At 44.6% G+C, this 20,432-nt stretch carries 19 protein-coding genes and 1 pseudogene; 15 read left to right on the plus strand and 5 right to left on the minus strand.

Annotated elements, in window-relative coordinates; all coding sequences use genetic code 11:
* The first annotated feature begins 80 nt into the window (after window positions 1–80).
* From hemE to WA279_RS17465, 5 genes are all read left to right on the plus strand, one after another.
* Entirely contained in the window at window positions 81–1,142 is a 1,062-nt protein-coding gene (gene hemE / locus WA279_RS17445; protein WP_144452945.1) for a uroporphyrinogen decarboxylase, read from the plus strand.
* 71 nt (window positions 1,143–1,213) lie between these two features.
* On the plus strand, window positions 1,214–2,146 hold the full coding sequence (gene hemH / locus WA279_RS17450) for a ferrochelatase (RefSeq protein WP_014479346.1): 933 nt from the start codon (window positions 1,214–1,216) through the stop codon (window positions 2,144–2,146).
* A 14-nt stretch (window positions 2,147–2,160) separates the two neighbouring features.
* Window positions 2,161–3,573, plus strand: coding sequence for a protoporphyrinogen oxidase (hemY, locus tag WA279_RS17455; protein ID WP_032725328.1), 1,413 nt, complete (start codon window positions 2,161–2,163; stop codon window positions 3,571–3,573).
* 145 nt (window positions 3,574–3,718) lie between these two features.
* The gene (locus WA279_RS17460; RefSeq protein ID WP_014479348.1) at window positions 3,719–4,294 is read left to right on the plus strand and encodes a TetR/AcrR family transcriptional regulator; all 576 of its coding nucleotides are present in this window, start codon (window positions 3,719–3,721) and stop codon (window positions 4,292–4,294) included.
* Between the two features lie 70 nt (window positions 4,295–4,364).
* Window positions 4,365–6,692, plus strand: a complete 2,328-nt coding sequence (locus WA279_RS17465; RefSeq protein WP_336156142.1) for a YhgE/Pip domain-containing protein — start codon at window positions 4,365–4,367, stop codon at window positions 6,690–6,692.
* 41 nt (window positions 6,693–6,733) lie between these two features.
* On the opposite strand, the gene fabHB is transcribed toward WA279_RS17465, so the two are convergent.
* Window positions 6,734–7,711, minus strand: coding sequence for a beta-ketoacyl-ACP synthase III FabHB (gene fabHB, locus WA279_RS17470; RefSeq protein ID WP_003233200.1), 978 nt, complete (start codon window positions 7,709–7,711; stop codon window positions 6,734–6,736).
* Between the two features lie 129 nt (window positions 7,712–7,840).
* On the opposite strand from fabHB, the gene WA279_RS17475 reads away from it, so the two are divergent.
* The 4 genes from WA279_RS17475 (at window position 7,841) to WA279_RS17490 (ending at window position 10,493) form a co-directional block, all read left to right on the plus strand.
* Window positions 7,841–8,617: a YhfC family intramembrane metalloprotease gene (locus tag WA279_RS17475; RefSeq protein WP_336156144.1), complete on the plus strand. Its 777-nt coding sequence runs from the start codon at window positions 7,841–7,843 to the stop codon at window positions 8,615–8,617.
* 113 nt (window positions 8,618–8,730) lie between these two features.
* Window positions 8,731–8,898, plus strand: a complete 168-nt coding sequence (locus WA279_RS17480) for a hypothetical protein (RefSeq protein WP_172398294.1) — start codon at window positions 8,731–8,733, stop codon at window positions 8,896–8,898.
* 134 nt (window positions 8,899–9,032) lie between these two features.
* The gene (locus WA279_RS17485; RefSeq protein WP_336156145.1) at window positions 9,033–10,073 is read left to right on the plus strand and encodes a M42 family metallopeptidase; all 1,041 of its coding nucleotides are present in this window, start codon (window positions 9,033–9,035) and stop codon (window positions 10,071–10,073) included.
* 12 nt (window positions 10,074–10,085) lie between these two features.
* Window positions 10,086–10,493, plus strand: a complete 408-nt coding sequence (locus WA279_RS17490; RefSeq protein WP_327829036.1) for an ASCH domain-containing protein — start codon at window positions 10,086–10,088, stop codon at window positions 10,491–10,493.
* Window positions 10,494–10,530: 37 nt separating this feature from the next.
* On the opposite strand, the gene gltT is transcribed toward WA279_RS17490, so the two are convergent.
* On the minus strand, window positions 10,531–11,820 hold the full coding sequence (gltT, locus tag WA279_RS17495; RefSeq protein WP_003245579.1) for a glutamate/proton symporter GltT: 1,290 nt from the start codon (window positions 11,818–11,820) through the stop codon (window positions 10,531–10,533).
* Window positions 11,821–12,090: 270 nt separating this feature from the next.
* The gene (yhfH, locus tag WA279_RS17500; RefSeq protein WP_003244802.1) at window positions 12,091–12,225 is read right to left on the minus strand and encodes a protein YhfH; all 135 of its coding nucleotides are present in this window, start codon (window positions 12,223–12,225) and stop codon (window positions 12,091–12,093) included.
* 157 nt (window positions 12,226–12,382) lie between these two features.
* Here yhfH and WA279_RS17505 point away from each other — a divergent pair, with 157 nt between their 5' ends.
* From WA279_RS17505 to lcfB, 4 genes are all read left to right on the plus strand, one after another.
* Entirely contained in the window at window positions 12,383–13,117 is a 735-nt protein-coding gene (locus WA279_RS17505; RefSeq protein WP_103803947.1) for an MBL fold metallo-hydrolase, read from the plus strand.
* A 12-nt stretch (window positions 13,118–13,129) separates the two neighbouring features.
* Window positions 13,130–14,125: a lipoate--protein ligase LplJ gene (gene lplJ / locus WA279_RS17510; protein WP_336156146.1), complete on the plus strand. Its 996-nt coding sequence runs from the start codon at window positions 13,130–13,132 to the stop codon at window positions 14,123–14,125.
* A gap of 64 nt (window positions 14,126–14,189) precedes the next feature.
* Window positions 14,190–14,834: an SDR family oxidoreductase gene (locus WA279_RS17515; protein WP_049140680.1), complete on the plus strand. Its 645-nt coding sequence runs from the start codon at window positions 14,190–14,192 to the stop codon at window positions 14,832–14,834.
* 117 nt (window positions 14,835–14,951) lie between these two features.
* Entirely contained in the window at window positions 14,952–16,493 is a 1,542-nt protein-coding gene (gene lcfB, locus WA279_RS17520) for a long-chain-fatty-acid--CoA ligase LcfB (protein WP_336156148.1), read from the plus strand.
* A gap of 39 nt (window positions 16,494–16,532) precedes the next feature.
* Here the strand turns inward: lcfB and WA279_RS17525 are convergent, their stop codons facing one another.
* A complete protein-coding gene (locus tag WA279_RS17525; RefSeq protein WP_332276384.1) occupies window positions 16,533–16,928 on the minus strand; it encodes a hypothetical protein in 396 nt (131 codons plus the stop codon).
* 148 nt (window positions 16,929–17,076) lie between these two features.
* On the opposite strand from WA279_RS17525, the gene WA279_RS17530 reads away from it, so the two are divergent.
* Window positions 17,077–18,357 carry a M48 family metallopeptidase gene (locus WA279_RS17530; RefSeq protein ID WP_336156149.1) on the plus strand — a complete coding sequence of 427 codons (1,281 nt, stop codon included), beginning with the start codon at window positions 17,077–17,079 and terminating at the stop codon, window positions 18,355–18,357.
* Between the two features lie 38 nt (window positions 18,358–18,395).
* On the opposite strand, the gene aprE is transcribed toward WA279_RS17530, so the two are convergent.
* Window positions 18,396–19,541, minus strand: coding sequence for a subtilisin AprE (aprE, locus tag WA279_RS17535; RefSeq protein ID WP_336156151.1), 1,146 nt, complete (start codon window positions 19,539–19,541; stop codon window positions 18,396–18,398).
* Between the two features lie 434 nt (window positions 19,542–19,975).
* Here aprE and WA279_RS17540 point away from each other — a divergent pair.
* A pseudogene (locus WA279_RS17540) lies at window positions 19,976–20,403 on the plus strand (GNAT family N-acetyltransferase).
* The last annotated feature ends 29 nt before the right edge of the window (window positions 20,404–20,432 follow it).

A 20,432-nucleotide genomic window follows, 5' to 3' on the forward strand; every position in this document is an offset into this window, starting at 1 on the left:
ACCATTTGCCTAAAACAAGGTATAGTGTAATAAGTCAAGAAATACGAACGTATGGTTGCCGTATGAAAGGTGGAAATCAGATGAGTAAACGAGAAACGTTTAACGAGACGTTTTTAAAAGCTGCGCGGGGAGAAAAAGCGGATCACACGCCTGTGTGGTATATGAGGCAAGCAGGGCGCTCACAGCCGGAATACCGCAAGCTGAAGGAAAAGTACGGATTGTTTGAGATCACACATCAGCCAGAACTTTGTGCGTATGTCACAAGACTGCCGGTTGAGCAATACGGAGTCGATGCTGCAATCCTTTATAAAGATATCATGACGCCGCTGCCGTCAATCGGTGTGGATGTTGAAATCAAAAACGGGATCGGTCCTGTTATTGATCAGCCAATCCGGTCTCTGGCGGACATTGAAAAACTCGGCCAGATTGATCCGGAACAGGACGTGCCGTACGTGCTTGAGACGATTAAACTGCTTGTCAATGAGCAGCTGAACGTCCCGCTCATCGGTTTCTCAGGTGCGCCTTTTACGCTTGCAAGCTATATGATCGAAGGCGGCCCGTCGAAAAACTACAATAAAACAAAAGCCTTCATGTACAGTATGCCAGATGCATGGAATCTGCTGATGTCCAAGCTTGCCGACATGATCATCGTGTACGTGAAAGCGCAGATTAAGGCAGGCGCAAAAGCGATTCAAATCTTTGATTCGTGGGTCGGCGCATTGAATCAGGCAGATTACAGAACATACATCAAACCCGTAATGAACCGGATTTTTTCAGAGCTCGCAAAGGAGAATGTGCCACTGATCATGTTTGGCGTTGGCGCAAGCCATCTTGCAGGTGATTGGCATGACCTTCCTCTCGATGTTGTCGGGCTTGACTGGAGACTCGGCATTGATGAAGCCAGATCAAAAGGAATTACTAAAACAGTGCAGGGCAACCTGGACCCGTCCATTTTGCTTGCGCCATGGGAAGTCATTGAGAAGAAAACGAAGGAAATACTTGATCAGGGTATGAAATCAGACGGCTTCATTTTCAATCTTGGCCATGGGGTATTTCCTGATGTCAGTCCCGAGGTTTTGAAAAAACTGACAGCATTTGTCCATGAATATTCACAAAACAAAAAAATGGGTCAATATTCCTAAGCATATCTTTTGGTATCTTAATGATATCCTGTCAAAATGTTTGTATCAGATCATTAAAGAGGGTGTAAACAGTGAGTAGAAAGAAAATGGGGCTTCTCGTGATGGCGTACGGCACGCCTTATAAGGAAGAAGATATTGAACGTTATTATACACATATCAGAAGAGGCAGAAAGCCTGAACCTGAAATGCTTCAAGATTTGAAAGACAGATACGAAGCGATTGGCGGCATTTCACCGCTTGCCAAAATCACAGAAGAGCAGGCGCATAATCTGGAACAGCACTTGAATGAAATTCAGGATGAGATTACGTTTAAAGCGTATATCGGACTGAAGCATATCGAGCCGTTTATTGAAGACGCCGTAGCAGAGATGCATAAGGATGGCATTACAGAAGCAGTCAGCATCGTGCTGGCGCCGCATTTCTCCACGTTCAGCGTTCAGTCCTACAACAAACGTGCCAAAGAAGAGGCTGAAAAACTCGGCGGCTTAACGATTACGTCAGTTGAAAGCTGGTACGATGAACCGAAGTTCGTGAAATATTGGGTTGACCGAGTGAAGGAAACATATGCGTCAATGCCTGAGGATGAAAGAGAAAACGCAATGCTCATCGTATCCGCACACAGCCTGCCGGAAAAAATCAAAGAATTTGGAGACCCGTATCCGGACCAGCTGCATGAATCGGCGAAATTGATTGCTGAAGGCGCAGGCGTTTCCGAATATGCTGTCGGCTGGCAAAGTGAAGGGAACACGCCTGATCCTTGGCTCGGACCCGATGTTCAGGATTTAACACGTGATTTATTCGAACAAAAAGGCTATCAAGCATTTGTATATGTTCCTGTTGGATTTGTCGCGGATCACTTAGAAGTGCTTTATGATAATGATTATGAATGCAAAGTGGTGACTGACGATATCGGCGCAAGCTATTACCGGCCGGAAATGCCAAATGCCAAGCCTGAATTTATTGATGCTTTGGCAACAGTCGTATTAAAAAAATTAGGACGTTAAAGAAGGCGATGAACATGAGTGACGGCAAAAAACATGTAGTCATCATCGGCGGCGGCATTACCGGTTTAGCCGCCGCCTTCTATATGGAAAAAGAAATCAAAGAAAAGAATCTGCCGCTTGAGCTGACACTTGTGGAGGCAAGTCCGAGAGTCGGCGGGAAAATCCAGACAGTCAAGAAAGACGGCTATATCATCGAAAGAGGGCCAGACTCCTTTCTGGAACGAAAGAAAAGCGCCCCGCAGCTTGTTAAAGACTTAGGTCTTGAGCATTTGCTTGTCAACAATGCGACCGGACAATCCTATGTGCTTGTAAACCGCACCCTGCATCCAATGCCGAAGGGCGCTGTAATGGGGATACCGACAAAAATTGCGCCGTTTGTTTCTACGGGTCTGTTTTCCTTGTCCGGGAAGGCGAGAGCTGCTATGGATTTCATCCTGCCTGCAAGCAAAACAAAGGATGATCAGTCATTGGGAGAATTCTTCCGCAGACGTGTCGGAGATGAAGTGGTCGAGAACTTAATCGAGCCGCTTCTATCAGGGATCTACGCAGGCGACATTGACAAGCTCAGCCTGATGTCGACATTCCCGCAATTTTACCAGACGGAACAAAAGCATAGAAGCCTGATTCTCGGCATGAAAAAAACAAGGCCTCAAGGCTCAGGCCAGCAGCTGACGGCAAAAAAACAAGGGCAGTTCCAGACTCTGTCAACCGGTTTGCAGACCCTTGTAGAAGAGATCGAAAAGCAGTTAAAGCTGACGAAGGTGTATAAAGGCACAAAAGTGACCAAACTCAGCCATAGCGGCTCTGGCTATTCGCTCGAACTGGATAACGGCGTCACACTTGATGCTGATTCAGTAATTGTGACTGCTCCGCATAAAGCTGCTGCGGGAATGCTTTCTGAGCTTCCTGCCATTTCTCATTTGAAAAATATGCACTCCACATCCGTGGCAAACGTCGCTTTAGGTTTCCCCGAAGGCTCCGTCCAAATGGAGCATGAGGGGACGGGTTTTGTCATTTCAAGAAACAGTGACTTTGCGATCACAGCCTGTACGTGGACGAATAAAAAATGGCCGCACGCAGCGCCGGAAGGCAAAACGCTGCTTCGGGCATATGTCGGAAAAGCCGGAGACGAATCCATTGTCGATCTATCAGATAATGACATTATCAACATTGTGTTAGAAGACTTAAAGAAAGTCATGAACATAAACGGCGAGCCGGAAATGACATGTGTCACCCGATGGCATGAAAGCATGCCGCAGTACCATGTCGGCCATAAGCAGCGTATCAAGGAGCTGCGTGAAGCACTTGCATCTGCGTATCCGGGTGTTTATATGACAGGCGCTTCTTTCGAAGGTGTCGGCATTCCCGACTGCATTGATCAAGGAAAAGCTGCCGTGTCTGACGCGCTTACCTATTTATTCAGCTAAAACCTCCGCTTTATCGCGGAGGTTTTTTTGATGTGCAATGGCAATATTGTGTAAAAAATGATTGAATTGAACAGCAGGTTATGATACATTTGCATATGTACTTAATGACTAAAATGTTCAAACGGTCAGTTTCGAGGTGAATACAATGTCAATAGATCGAAAAAAGCTCATTTTGGAGGCGGCTACAAAGTCTTTCACGCAGTTCGGGTATAAAGCGACGACAATGGATCTTGTCGCAAAACTTGCGAACGTGGGGAAGGGAACCATTTATACTTTTTTCAAAAACAAAGAAGAGCTGTTTGACGAGATTTTCACTACTTTATTAAAGGAAATGAAGCAAAAAGCGGATGAAGCGATGGAGCCGAACCTTCCGTTCCATGAAAATGTGCACAGAGCGCTGTTTGCCATTCTGGAGTTCAGGAAAACACATCAGCTGACGATTAAAATTTTCCAAGAGAATGCCGAGATTGGTACAATGGCTGTTCAGGAAGTGATCCAGAAAATGGAGCGAGCCATACTGTCTTATATCAAAAGTAAGATTGAAGACGGGATCAAAAGCGGCGCAATCAAGCCGTGCGACCCTGAGCTGACAGCCTTTGTGATGCTGAAGCTTTATATCGCGCTCATTTTTGACTGGGAAAAGCAACACCCCCCTCTTGATAAAGAGACAATTGCGGGACTGCTTGAATTGTATGTTGTCAAAGGATTGTCAGCGAACTAGATAATCCTTTCTCTTTGCAAGAAAATGACCATTTTTCATGATGAGTCAGTTTTAGAATGGAGGCATCAGGATGAACACAATACGAAGTCAGTGGAAAGACATCGTAACAAGTAAAAAATTATTGATTCCCATCATCGCCATTTTGTTTGTCCCGCTTATTTACAGCGGCGTATTCTTAAAGGCTTATTGGGACCCGTACGGCACAGTTGACCAGCTGCCTGTCGTTGTCGTCAACCAAGACAAGGGAGCAACGTATGAAGGAGAAAAACTTCAAATCGGTGATGATCTGGTCAAAGAATTAAAGGATAATAACAACTTTGATTGGCATTTTACCAATGATCTCGACCAATCGTTAAAGGACTTATTGAATCAAAAATATTATTTAGTTGTCGAGATTCCTGAGGATTTTTCTAAGAATGCCAGCACTGTATTAGACAAAAATCCGAAAAAATTGGATCTGAAATACCACACAAATGCAGGGTCCAACTATGTAGGGGCAACGATCGGCGAAAAAGCGATTGATAAACTGAAAGCCTCTGTTTCAAAAGAAGTGACCGAGCAATATACGAAAGTTATTTTTGATAACTTTAAAGATATCGCAAAAGGTTTGAGCGACGCGAGCAGCGGCGCGAAAAAAATTGATGACGGCACAAAGGATGCGAAAAACGGAAGCGCCCAGCTGAAAGAAAATCTGGCGAAGCTGAAGGAAAGCACCGCTACCATCAGTGACAAAACAGCGCAGCTTGCAGATGGAGCGGCTCAGGTGACGAGCGGCATCCAATCGCTTGACAGCTCGCTCGGTAAATTCCAAGACAGCAGCAACCAGATTTATGATAAATCTGGTCAGCTTGCAGCAGGATCAGGCAAGATAACGGGCAAGCTAAATGAACTGAATGCCGGCCTTCAAAAGGTGCAGCAGGGCTTGCCTAATCTGACAAACGGGCTGGATCAGCTCAACAGTAAAGCGCAAGAAGAGTCGGAAAAAGCAGCAAAAGCGGAAAAACTCATAAATGCGCTCGATTTAACACAGCTTGAAACAGCTGTGAACAATCTGGAAAAGTCAGAAACAGCGATGAAGGAATTTAAAAAACAGCTGTCTGACTTTGAAAACAGCTTAAAAAACCGTGATCAGGCATTCAAAAATCTCATCAACTCGAGTGATTTCTTAACAGCGGAGCAAAAAAGACAGTTGATCAATTCTGTTGAAAAGCAGCTTCCGAAAGTTGATGCGCCTGATTTTGATGAAATTTTAAGTGGGCTTCCTTCAGCTGATCAGCTGCCTGACATCGCAACGATAAAAAGCTCATTGGAAGATGTGAAAGCGGAGGTTGCCCAGGTGAAGGCATTGCCGGAAGCTACCTCTAAGCTTTATAATGGCGCAAAAGCCACTCAAGATGCGATTGACAAATTAACTGCTGGATCTGAGAAGATATACAATGGTTCACAGCAGCTGACAGAAAACCAAAATAAACTGACAGCCGGCATCGGTGAATATAATAAGCAGTTCGCAAAGGCAAAAGCGGGCTCAGAGCAATTGGTGACAGGAAGCAGCCAAGTATCAGGCGGATTGTTTAAGCTGTTAGACGGGTCTAAACAGGTCCAAAGCGGATCATCAAAACTTGCAGACGGATCTGCATCACTTGATACAGGTTTAGGCAAGCTATTGGACGGCACAGGAGAGCTGTCTAGTAAGCTGAAGGATGCGGCTGATCAAACAGGAGATATCGATGCTGATGATCAAACATACGGCATGTTTGCGGATCCGGTTAAAACCAAAGATGATGCCATTCATTCCGTTCCTAACTACGGTACAGGGCTGACACCTTATATCCTGTCAATGGGCTTATATGTCGGCGGCATCATGCTGACGGTTGTCTTCCCGCTGAAGGAAGCGTCAGGACGTCCGAGAAACGGTTTTGAGTGGTTCTTCAGCAAATTCAATGTCATGATGCTTGTAGGAATCATTCAATCATTGATTGTGGCGACGGTTCTGCTATTGGGAATTGGTCTCGAGGTAGAGAGCACGTGGAGATTTTACGTGTTTACGATCATTACGAGTCTCGCTTTCCTGGCGATAATTCAATTTTTGGCTACAACGATGGGCAACCCGGGGCGATTTATCGCAGTCATTATTTTAGTGCTGCAGCTGGGAGCGAGCGGAGGAACCTTCCCGCTTGAATTGCTTCCGAATTTCTATCAAGTCATCCATGGTGCATTGCCGATGACCTACAGCATTAACGGATTCAGAGCAGTCATTTCAAACGGTGACTTTGGCTACATGTGGCAGATGGCCGGCGTCTTAATCGGCATCGCCCTCGTCATGATTGCACTAAGCATTACTTACTTTACAATGTTAAGCCGGAAGGAAGAATCATCAGAAGAACAGCCGGCTTCATAAAGAAAAAGAACTTGTTTCCTTGGAAACAAGTTCTTTTTTTGTTACATTCCCCATTTAATAAGCAATCCTGTATAGGTTAATCCGCCGCCAAACCCGAAAAGCAAAACGATTTGATCTTTTTTCAGCTTCCCGGCTTTCACTGCGAGATCGAGCGCCAAAACAATTGAAACCGAAGACGTGTTTCCGTAGTGCTCAACACTAGTGAGCGTTTTTTCAATCGGGAACGGTGTTTTTTCACAAATTGACTCGATCATGCGCAAGTTGGCGCTGTGAGGAACAAACCAATCGAGATCATCAGAGCTGAGTCCTGCTTTATGTAAAAGCCGTTCAAATTCGCCAGGGACGGTTCTTGCGGCCCATTTATATACCTCGCGTCCGTTTTGTACCATTTTTCCAGAACCGACAAGCTGCACACCGTTTATTTCATTTCGCAGTCCGGCACGATACAAAATATCGCCGCCGTTCCCGCTTGTTCCTTGTACAGATGCAAGAAATCCCGGCGTCTCTTCATCTCGTTCTACTAACAGCGCACCCGCGGCATCGCCAAACAGAACGCATGTCGTTCGATCGGTATAATCCGTTACCTTTGATAACGTCTCTCCGGCGATCACGAGAATTTTTTGATGAAGGCCTGATGTGATCAATCCATTTGCCAAATGGAGGCCGTAAGTCAGTCCGGCGCACGTCGCATTAATATCCAGCGCGCCGGTGCTTTCCCAGCCGAAATATTCCTGTACGCGGCATGCCGTACTCGGAAAGGCGTAATCGGATGTGGTTGTGGCAACGAGGATCATATCGACATCATCAAGTGTTCCTTTGTAACGGCTCTTGAGATTCTTCACCGCTTCTATGCATAAATCAGAGGTGAATTGATGTTCATCCGCAATCCGGCGTTCTCTCATTCCTGTGCGCTGAACGATCCATTCATCAGAGGTATCAACGATCTTTTCTAAATCTGCATTGGTTAAACGTCTGCTCGGCGCATAGGTGCCGATAGCTGTAATTTTTGCTTTTGACATATGAATCACTCCTTATGGTCAGATTATAACACTAGATATTAGTATCTGGTACTAAAAAGAAGGTTTTTTTACAAAAAAAGAGAAGTGTAGAATAGGGAAATCTATGAAAAAGAAAAAGGAGGCTGAAAAATGGTCAGTCAAGAAGCAGTAGTCTTTTTGGCATTATCCGGGGCTATTGCGTTTCTGTTGCCAATCGGGCTGATTGTATGGTTTAAGCGAAAGTATGGCGCCTCGCTTAAAGTGTTTTTTATTGGCGCTCTCACGTTTTTTGTCTTCGCTCAGCTGCTGGAAGGCGGCGTTCATGTTTATGTACTGCAAGTGAATGAAATGACGAAAGAAGCGATGCAACATCCATTATGGTATGGCATTTACGGCTGCTTGATGGCCGGAATTTTTGAGGAGTGCGGAAGGTATATGATGATGCGATTTTTTATGAAGCGCCATCATACCTGGGCGGATGGTCTGGCTTTCGGGGCAGGCCATGGTGGGCTTGAAGCCATCCTGATTACAGGTTTGTCCTCTATCTCACTTATTGTATACGCATTTGCAATCAATAGCGGGACGTTTGAACAGCTTTTAGTCAATGGCGACGTCAAACAGGCGCTTTTGCCGATACAGGAGCAGCTGCTGCATACTCCTTCGTATGAATGGCTGCTGGGCGGAATAGAAAGAATCAGTGCCATTGCCGTCCAGATTGGTCTGTCTCTGCTTGTTTTGTACGCGGTTAAAAGCCGCCGGCCGCTGTTTTTGTTGTATTCTATTCTTTTACATGCACTGTTTAATGTACCGGCGGTTTTATATCAGAGAGGAATCATAGAGCATGCTGCAGCTGTTGAAATCATTGTTGCTCTTATAGCGGCTTTATCAGTTTATTGGATTGTAAAAGCAAAAAGGGTGTTTCAATAAAAGGTCCAAGCAGCAGCAATGCCCGCTTGGAAAAATGTGAATGGAAATATTCATAAGCATGGGTCATCAGAATATTTCTGATTCAGTCTTTAGCAATGACAGCAAGAATGTCTGTGTTTTTTACAAGAGAAACAATGGTGTTTCTTTTTCTTCTTCTTCTCGCAAGGGTCATGGCATTCTTTCTTTTTCTTGCAATGGTCGTGGAAATCTTTATCGAACCACTCGTCAAAGAACCAAAAATCATCGAACCAATCGTGACAACGACATTTCTGTTCATGTGAATGACGACAGCACATAGAAATCCCTCCTCTTCCCATGCTCTCTACAGCATATGAGAGATTGATAGGAAAAGATTGGACGGGTCCCTCGGGAAAAGAGTATATTTTAAAGTAGAAAATAAAAGGAGGAATGCCCTATGACGTCCGTACGTAAAACGATGGAGCTCATTAAAGAACTTGTATCGATCCCAAGCCCGACCGGAAATACATATGAGGTGATCAATTATATTGAAAGCCTTTTAAAAGAATGGAAGGTAGAAACGGTTCGGAACCACAAGGGCGGCTTAATTGCAACGCTTCCAGGACGCGACACATCCCGGCATCGCATGCTGACAGCGCACGTTGACACCCTCGGCGCTATGGTGAAGGAGATTAAAGCGGACGGCCGGCTGAAAATTGACTTAATCGGCGGGTTCCGCTACAACTCAATTGAGGGGGAGTATTGCCAAATTGAAACCGCCTCGGGAAAAACGTACACAGGCACAATTTTAATGCATCAAACGTCTGTGCACGTATACAAAGACGCGGGAAAGGCTGAGCGAAATCAAGAGAATATGGAGATCCGCCTAGATGAACCTGTTCACTGCCGGAAAGATACGGAGGAGCTTGGCATTGGCGTCGGAGACTTTGTGTCGTTTGATCCACGTGTCGAGATCACATCAAGCGGATTTATTAAATCGCGCCATTTGGATGACAAAGCAAGCGTCGCCTTATTGCTCCGTTTAATTCATCAAATTCAAACAGAAGACATTGAGCTGCCGTATACAACCCATTTTCTTATTTCCAATAATGAAGAAATCGGATATGGCGGGAATTCGAATATTCCTTCTGAAACAGTTGAATATTTGGCGGTTGATATGGGGGCTATCGGTGACGGGCAGGCGACAGATGAATATTCAGTATCAATCTGTGTGAAGGATTCGAGCGGGCCGTATCATTATCAGCTCAGAAAGCATTTAGTTCAATTAGCCGAGAAGCATCATATCGACTATAAGCTTGATATATATCCGTACTACGGGTCTGATGCGTCAGCAGCGATCAAATCCGGGCATGATATTGTGCATGGCCTCATAGGGCCGGGAATTGATGCTTCCCATGCATTTGAACGCACCCATAAATCATCTCTTCGCCATACCGCTAAGCTTCTGTATTACTATGTACAGTCACCAATGGTATAAGGGGGAGGACCAATGAAGATTTATAAGCTGAAAAGCACATTCGGCTGGGAAGGTGATGACGGGTTGGGAGAACAGCTGATTCAGCAGATCCTTGCCGGAGAAAAAACCGCCACGTGCGCGCCGAAATCATTGTATTCAAAAGATGAATTGAGGGACGTTTATCAAACAGCGGGTCAGCTTGTTACCGTTTATGATAAACATGACAATCCAAGATGCAATATAAAAGTAACAGATGTCTTTGAAACCACCTTTGGTGCGCCTGATATGAGGTTAGTCAAAGGAGAGGGCAATGGAGACCGAATTGAGGAGTTTCAAGAGGATCATCGGACGGCATGGGCGGAACTGATCAAAAGCGGTGAACTGGAGCTGAATGAGGATACTGTTTTGATTACAGAGCTGTTTGTGCTTGTTAAAGATTAAAAAAAGCCTGCGGGGCAAGAACCCCGCAGGCTTTTCATTAACCAGAAATGGTTGCGTTTTGTTCTGTTTTCGATTGGGACATAACAGTTTCTGCTTTCGCAGGATTAAACATGCCTTCCCATTTAGACATCACAACGGCAGCAAGCGCGTTACCAGTCAGGTTGACAACTGTACGTGCCATATCCATGATGCGGTCTACGCCGGCAATAAAGGCAAGTCCTTCAGCCGGAACGCCGATGGTGCCAAGCGTTGCAAGCAAGACAACAAAAGAAGTACCAGGCACGGCAGCCATCCCTTTGGATGTCACCATTAAGACGAGCACAAGCGTAATTTGGTGCCAAATCGTCAAATCAATGCCATATACCTGTGCTAAAAAGAGTGCGGCAATAGATTGATAGAGAACGGAACCGTCTAAGTTAAACGTGTAACCGATCGGAATGACAAATGAAACAATGCCTTTCGGACATCCGATTTTCTCCATTTTTTCCATGATGCGCGGAAGAACCGTTTCAGAGCTGGACGTACTGAACGCCAGTAAGATTTCGTCCTTCATGTAAGCAAGGAACTTGAAGATGCTGATGCCGGCAATTTTTGCGACAATCCCGAAAATAACAATTAAGAAGAAAGCAAGCGCGACATAAACCAATCCGACGAGCTTTCCGAGAGAGATAAGAGAACCGAGTCCAAATTTAGACACAGTCACTCCGATAAGAGCGAAAACGCCGAATGGCGCCACTTTCATCACAAGGTTTACAACGTGGAACATGGCATGGGATACACCTTCAAAAAAGGCTAATACAGGCTTGCCTCTTTCACCGATTGCGGAAATACCCAATGCAAATAGTACTGTAAAGCAGATGATGGCTAGAAGATCCCCTTCGACCAATGACTGGAAGAAGTTTGTCGGCACAATATGGAGGAACGTTTCCGCCACTGATTTATTACTTTGTTCTTTTTCAGTTTCAACATATTGACTGATGTCCGATTTTTGAGCTTCGTGTATATTAACTCCTGTACCCGGATGGAAGATGTTTGCAAGGGCTAGTCCGAGAATAATGGCAAAAGTCGTGATGATCTCGAAGTACAGAATCGTTCTGAAGCCTAATTTACCGACTTGCTTTCCATTTCCTGCACCGGCTACACCGATGATTAAGCTGGAGACAACAATAGGAATCACTATCATTTTGATTAAGCGTAAAAAGAGATCCCCGATTGGCTGCAGGTAAGTAGGCAATGCTGGGTTGCCATACCAAATGACGCCAACAATGACACCTAGAATAAGTCCAACGAATATTTGTGTGGCTAATCCAAACTTAATTCTTTTCATAGATTACCTCCCAAAAAACAAAGTATCAACATATATCATGAATAGACATATATTTAATCTCACTATTAGATCAAATTATAATAGATAAGAAATCAATTCGTCTATAGTAAATTATATTTCGAAAATAAAGAATATTCAATGACATTATGATAATCACCAGAATTATCTAAAAACAGGTGAGCTTTGACCTAACCTGACTATTATTTCAAAATTAAGAGATATGTGAAAAAATAAGAAAATCCCACGCGTAAGGCGCGGGATTTTCGCTCATTACAAATCGTTTACTTTTATACAGTCATTGCAGATATTACCATAACACTCATGCTGCTCTTCTATCTTTTTTCCGCATTCCGCACACTTTTTCGAAGGCAGGTTTCTAAAAAATTCTGTGATTTTCCCCAGCATAACCAATCCCTCTTTCCCCTTTGTAGTGATTTCATTGTAATATAACAGATTACAAAAATCAATAACTGTTTTGATACAATGTTTAAAACATGCTTTTTTTAAGAAAAATGGGTATATTGAAGGAGGATCAATTTTTTTGAAAAGATAGGAGGACATTATGAAAGTTACAGTTATCGGATGCTATGGCGGTTTTCCGGCCGCAAATGAAGCGACGTCAGGCTATTTGTTTCAGTCAGGTGATTACTCTCTGCTTGTTGATTGCGGCAGTGCCGTTTTGTCTAAGCTGTTCGGATATGTGCCGGCGGAAAAGCTGGATGCGGTCGTTCTGTCTCATTATCACCATGACCATATCGCTGATATCGGGCCGCTGCAATTTGCCAAGCAAGTCGGTTCGTTTCTCGGCAAAGGAGATCATACGCTTCCGATTTACGGACATGATGCTGATATAGAACAGTTTCAAAAGCTTACATATAAAACACATACGAAAGGGATCGCCTATCAGCCGGATCAGCCGCTGACTGCCGGTCCGTTTACGATCACCTTTTTAAAAACGATTCACCCGGTGACGTGCTATGCCATGCGGATTACTGACGGCAGCCACACTGTCGTTTATACTGCTGATTCCAGCTATCAGGATTCATTTATACCGTTTTCGAAAGATGCTGATTTATTGATCTCAGAATGCAATTTTTATGCCGATCAAGACGGAACAAGTGCAGGCCATATGAACAGCCTGGAAGCCGGGCGCATTGCAAAAGAAGCGGGAGCGGGAGAACTGCTGCTGACCCATTTGCCGCATTTTGGCGTGCATGACAACCTTCGCAAAGAAGCGAAAACCGTTTTTAACGGAGAAGTGAATATTGCGAAATCAGGTTTTGTGTGGGAAGGATAAAGGAGGAGCACCATGTTATTTATAGACAATCAAAATATCAATGATCCGCGGATCAATCTTGCTATCGAGGAGTACTGTGTCAAGCATTTAGACCCTGAAGAGCAATATTTGCTCTTTTATGTGAATCAACCGTCTATTATCATTGGGAAAAACCAAAATACAATAGAAGAAATCAATACAAAATATGTTGAGGAAAACGGGATTATCGTCGTCCGCCGTTTATCAGGCGGGGGCGCTGTGTACCATGATCTGGGGAACTTGAACTTCAGCTTTATTACTAAGGATGACGGGGACAGCTTTCATAACTTTAAAAAATTCACTGAGCCGGTGATTCAGGCGTTACATCAACTTGGGGTTGAAGCTGAATTAAGCGGCCGGAACGACATTGTAGTGGATGGCCGGAAAATATCCGGAAACGCTCAGTTTGCAACGAAAGGCCGTATTTTCAGCCACGGCACCCTCATGTTTGATTCAGCCATTGATCATGTTGTATCAGCATTAAAGGTGAAAAAGGATAAAATTGAATCAAAAGGCATCAAATCGATCAGAAGCCGAGTGGCAAACATCAGTGAGTTTCTCGATGATAAAATGACCACCGAAGAATTCCGCAGCCATTTGCTTCGCCATATTTTTAACACAAACGACATTGGAAACGTGCCGGAGTATAAGCTGACGGAAAAAGATTGGGAGACCATTCATCAAATTTCGAAAGAGCGCTATCAGAATTGGGATTGGAACTACGGCCGCTCACCAAAATTTAACCTTAATCATTCGAAACGTTATCCGGTTGGATCGATCGATTTGCGCCTGGAAGTCAAGAAAGGCAAAATCGAGGACTGCAAAATCTTCGGAGATTTCTTCGGTGTCGGTGATGTATCTGAAATTGAAAACCTGCTGGTCGGAAAACAATACGAACGCAGCGTCATCGCTGATGTGCTCGAAGGTGTGAATCTCAAGCATTACTTTGGGAACATTACGAAAGAGGATTTCCTTGATCTGATTTATTAAGGCAAAACACATCGTTTGAAAGAGCGGTTGTGTTTTTGAAATAATGGAGGCAGGAGGGATTCACATGAAAGTGTTTTTAATCGGAGCGAACGGACAAATCGGGCAAAGACTCGTCTCTTTATTCCAAGATAATCCTGATCATTCCATCAGAGCGATGGTCAGAAAAGAAGAACAGAAAGCGTCTCTTGAAGCTGCCGGTGCAGAAGCTGTGCTTGCGAATCTGGAGGGCAGCCCGGAAGAAATCGCCGCTGCGGCAAAAGGTTGTGACGCGATCATTTTCACAGCTGGTTCCGGCGGCAGTACAGGCTATGATAAAACACTGCTGGTGGATCTCGATGGAGCGGCGAAAGCCATTGAAGCTGCGGACATTGCCGGTATCAAACGGTTTATTATGGTCAGCGCCCTGCAAGCCCATAACCGTGAAAATTGGAATGAGGCACTCAAGCCTTATTATGTGGCCAAGCATTATGCTGATAAAATTCTGGAAGCGAGCGGTTTAACCTATACGATTATCCGTCCGGGAGGCCTTCGCAATGAGCCTGGAACGGGAACTGTTTCAGCAGCGAAGGATCTTGAGCGGGGATTTATTTCCCGTGATGACGTTGCAAAAACGGTCATTGCTTCTTTAGATGAGAAGAATACGGAAAATCGGGCCTTTGATCTGACAGAAGGAGATACGCCGATTGCCGAAGCATTGAAGAAACTATGACAGTACTGACACTCAGGGCTTTTTGCTCTTGAGTGTTTTTTTCTGTTTCTCTATAATGGAGGAGAAAGCTTGGCTTCAATAATGAATGACTATTCATTCACTTTAAGGGGTGGGAGAATGAATCTTGTTTCAAAATTGGAAGAAACAGCATCTGAGAAGCCCGACAGCATCGCATGCAGGTTTAAAGATCACATGATGACGTATCAAGAGCTGAATGAATATATTCAGCGATTTGCGGACGGCCTTCAGGAAGCCGGTATGGAGAAAGGGGACCATTTAGCTTTGCTGCTTGGCAATTCGCCTGATTTTATCATCGCGTTTTTTGGCGCTTTAAAAGCTGGGATCGTGGTTGTTCCCATCAATCCGTTGTACACGCCGACAGAAATTGGTTATATGCTGACAAATGGCGATGTAAAGGCAATCGTGGGCGTTAGCCAGCTTTTGCCGCTTTATGAGAGCATGCATGAGTCGCTGCCAAAGGTTGAGCTCGTCATTTTATGCCAGACGGGGGAGGAGGAGCCGGAAGCTGCGGACCCAGAGGTCAGGATGAAAATGACAACGTTTGCAAAAATATTGCGGCCGACATCTGCCGCTAAACAAAACCAAGAACTTGTCCCTGATGATACCGCGGTTATTTTATATACGTCAGGAACGACTGGAAAACCGAAAGGCGCGATGCTGACTCATCAGAATTTGTACAGCAATGCCAACGATGTTGCAGGCTATTTGGGAATGGATGAGAGGGACAATGTGGTCTGCGCTCTTCCCATGTTTCACGTGTTTTGTTTAACTGTCTGCATGAATGCACCGCTGATGAGCGGCGCAACTGTCTTGATTGAGCCTCAATTCAGTCCGGCATCTGTTTTTAAGCTTGTTAAGCAGCAGCAGGCGACCATTTTTGCCGGTGTGCCTACAATGTATAACTACTTGTTTCAGCATGAAAACGGAAAGACAGATGATTTTTCTTCCATCCGGCTGTGCATTTCGGGAGGCGCGGCCATGCCAGTCGCGTTGCTGACGGCGTTTGAAGAAAAATTCGGTGTTACCATTTTGGAAGGCTACGGGCTCTCGGAAGCATCACCCGTCACGTGCTTTAACCCGTTTGACAGGGGCAGAAAGCCGGGCTCCATCGGGACAAGTATCTTACATGTCGAAAACAAGGTCGTAGATCCGCTCGGACGCGAGCTGCCCGCTCACCAGGTCGGCGAATTGATCGTGAAAGGCCCCAATGTGATGAAGGGCTATTATAAAATGCCGATGGAAACAGAGCATGCGTTAAAAGACGGGTGGCTTTATACGGGGGACTTGGCAAGACGGGATGAGGACGGCTATTTTTACATTGTTGACCGGAAAAAAGACATGATCATTGTAGGAGGATACAATGTGTATCCGCGGGAGGTAGAGGAGGTGCTGTACAGCCATCCGGACGTCAAGGAGGCGGTTGTCATCGGCGTGCCGGACCCCCAAAGCGGGGAAGCGGTAAAGGGATATGTGGTGCCGAAACGCTCTGGGGTAACAGAAGAGGATATCATGCAGCACTGTGAAAAGCATCTGGCAAAGTACAAGCGGCCTGCTGCCATTACGTTTCTTGACGATATTCCGAAAAATGCGACGGGGAAAATGCTCAGACGGGCACTGAGAGATATTTTGCCCCAATAAAATGGAAAAAGCGAAGCGGTTAGCTTCGCTTTTTCATTTTCAATCCTTTGCTTCTTTTTTCATAATATTTAGCAGCGCCTTTGTATCATTTTTGCTTAATTTGTAGTATGTGCCATCCTTCAAAAAAACGGCTTGCTGGCTTCCGTCAATCCATAGTCTGAATGAGTCATACCGGTCTTTATGAAACTTGATTGTCCCTTCGTAATCAGGGGCTGATGTTTTTTCTGTCTTCACCTGTTTTCCCTGATTCATAATATCCAGCATATCTTTGACGTGCTGTCTTTTTTCAATCTCGATATCTTCCTGGCCGCTTGAAGACAGTGTGATCAAATCCGCGTCTACCGATTGATACACATCGCCTGATCGGCTGTAAAGATAAAAAAATGCTATAAACACAAGACCGATTACCACGATGGCTGCCACTATTTTTTTCATTTGCATCACTCCAAACATTGTTAGTTTTCCCAGCGATCGGGCTTTCCATGCTTAAAAGGGTGGAAAAGTGCGGAACACAGCTTGGTTCTAAGAATTTGAATTTATGATTACAATAGAAGTAACGGGTTGATGTGAGGAGTGAGGCGTTATGCGCAAGTGGATTGCGGCAGCAGGACTTGCTTACGTGCTGTACGGGCTGTTTTTTTATTGGTATTTTTTCCTGTCGGGTGATTCTGCAATACCGGAAACCGTGAAAGGGACGCAGGCTGATCCGGCTTCTTTCATGAAGCCGTCTGAGTTGGCAGTGGCCGAGCAGTATTCGAATGTCAAGAATTTTTTATTTTTTATCGGGGTACCACTTGATTGGTTTCTGTTTTTTGTTCTGCTGGTCAGCGGTGTTTCAAAGAAAATTAAGAAATGGATGGAAGCGGCCGTGCCTTTTCGGTTTTTGCAGACTGTAGGTTTTGTGTTTGTGCTTTCGCTGATTACAACATTGGTGACGCTGCCTTTAGATTGGATAGGCTATCAAGTATCGCTTGACTATAACATTTCCACACAGACAACGGCCAGCTGGGCTAAGGATCAGGTTATCAGCTTTTGGATCAGCTTTCCAATCTTTACGCTTTGCGTTCTCGTTTTTTATTGGCTGATCAAAAGGCATGAAAAAAAATGGTGGTTATACGCCTGGCTGTTAACAGTGCCGTTTTCGCTTTTTCTGTTTTTTATTCAGCCGGTCATTATCGATCCTTTATACAATGATTTTTATCCGCTGAAAAACAAAGAGCTTGAAAGCAAAATTTTAGAGCTGGCGGATGAAGCCAATATTCCGGCTGATCATGTATATGAAGTGAACATGTCAGAAAAAACAAATGCGCTGAATGCCTATGTTACAGGAATTGGGGCCAATAAACGGATTGTATTGTGGGATACGACACTGAACAAACTTGACGATTCAGAAATTCTGTTTATTATGGGCCACGAAATGGGCCATTATGTCATGAAGCACGTTTACATCGGTCTGGCTGGTTATTTGCTCGTGTCGCTCGCCGGATTTTATGTCATTGATAAGCTTTACAAGCGGACGGTTCGCCTAACCCGCAGCATGTTTCATATAGAAGGGCGGCATGATCTTACGGCACTTCCGCTGTTATTGCTTTTGTTTTCCGTTTTGAGCTTTGCGGTGACGCCTTTTTCTAATGCTGTCTCGCGTTATCAGGAGAATAAGGCTGACCAGTATGGGATCGAGTTGACAGAGAACAGAGAAGCCGCTGTTAAAACGTTCCAGGATTTGGCCGTGACGGGGCTGAGCCAGGTTGATCCTCCGGTGCTTGTGAAGATTTTCAGAGGTAGCCATCCGTCGATCATGGAACGGATTCAACATGCGGAGAAAGAAGAGAATGCGCCGGAACATCAGGATGCTGACAAATAAAAAGAAGCAGGTATGGAGGAACCTGCTTCTTTTTACTATTATTGTGCAGCTGCTTGTACGTTGATTAACCCTTTTCCATAGTAGAAAGAGTTTCCAAGGTATGTTGCAGTGCTTTCTAAACGATCACGGACTTGCGCGTTTGTCCAAGTCGGGTGCTTAGAAAGAATTAACGCTGCTGCTCCGGCAACGTGAGGAGTCGCCATGGACGTGCCGTTGTAAGCACCGTAAGTGCCTCCAGGAAGTGTGCTTTGGATGGATACGCCAGGAGCCATCACATCAAGCTCAGAACCTGCGCTTGAGAATGAAGCTCTTTGGTTGCTGCTGTTTACCGCACCTACCGCAATAGTGGAAGGATATTTTGCAGGGTAGCCGACTGTGCTTGAGCTTCCGGACGAACCTTCGTTTCCGGCAGCGGCAGCAACGACGATACCGCTGGAAACGGCTTTATCAACGACTGTTTTCAGCGCTGTAGAACCAGAAGGTCCGCCAAGGCTCATGTTAATAACATCCATATTGTTGGAAATGGCCCATTCAATGCCGTTAATAATCCAGCTATATTGGCCGCTTCCTGTTGAATCAAGCACTTTTACTGCATATAATGATGCGCTTGGCGCTACGCCCAGAACACCGATTGAGTTATTAAGAGCGGCAATCGTACCGGCTACATGCGTACCGTGAGAACTGCCGTCCTGGTATGGGTTTGTTTCAGAAGGTACGAAGCTTGCTCCGCCTCTGACGTTTAAGTCAGGATGAGAAGAGTCAATTCCGCTGTCGATAACAGCTACTTTTACGTTAGAGCCTGTGTAGCCTTGAGAGTGAAGAGCCGGCGCTTTAATTTGAGAAATGCCATAAGGAACAGATTGCGCATATTCATGTGCAATATGATCTTCTTCCACATATGCAACGCTCGGATCTTTTTTCAATTCTTTTACAGCTTTTTCATCCAATGTTGCTGCGGCCGCGTTAACATACTTAAATTGCTTTTGAACCTTTCCGCCATTTTCAGAAATAACATCCTTTTTCTTGGCGGAACTCATGGCACTCATTGTCTGTTTAAATCCGACAATGTATTTCTTTTCTGTACTGCTTTTTCCGGCAGCCTGCGCAGACATGTTGCTGAACGCCATCGTAAAGATTAACGTTAACGCAAACAACAAGCTGATCCACAATTTTTTGCTTCTCACTCTTTACCCTCTCCTTTTAAAAAAATTCAGAGTAGACTTACTTAAAAGACTATTCTGTGAATTTATTGTAATAGATGGAATAATATTTTAGTAGACCCATTTTTTTGAGATGATTTTATCTCTATTTAGGTATATCATCTCTCGCTATTTCCGTAGAGACTCGAAATAACTATTTTCATACAGAAAAGAACGAAAATAGACATGAGTAAATGTTCATTATGCTGAAATGTCATGCTTTTTTAGGTTAAATGCTCCTGAGTCCCGGCAAATTTCTGTCGAAAAAATTCGTTCAAATGACCTGCGTGTGCTTCCGTGAGAACAATGGATATTATCGTGATATTTTTTCAAAGCATGATGATAAAAGTATTCTGGAAAATAAACTTTACAGAAAAGGGATAGAATGAAAAAATTATTGAGAGGGAGGAAGAAATAAGATGAACATTCGCCAAGCAAAGACATCAGATGCGGCCGCCATTGCGCCGTTGTTTAACCAATATCGGGAATTTTATAGACAGGCATCCGATTTGCAAGGGGCAGAGGCTTTTTTGAAAGCTCGTTTGGAAAATCACGAGTCTGTTATTTTGATAGCAGAAGAAAATGGAGAATTCATAGGCTTTACCCAGCTCTATCCAACGTTTTCTTCTGTGTCAATGAAAAGGATCTACATATTAAATGACTTATTTGTCGTTCCTCATGCGCGTACAAAGGGAGCCGGCGGCCGGCTGCTTTATGCAGGGGGGCAAAATGTTTAGCACTTCAGACTGAGCACCACAACCGGAAGGCAAGAAGCTTGTATGAGCAAAACGGCTATGAAGAGGATACCGGATTTGTCTATTATTGTCTCAATGTGTCGGCTAAGTGAAAGCTGTGGGTTGATGATTTGGTTTTTTG

The organism is Bacillus sp. 204(2023), assembly GCF_037027505.1.
Taxonomy (GTDB): Bacteria; Bacillota; Bacilli; order Bacillales; family Bacillaceae; genus Bacillus; species Bacillus subtilis.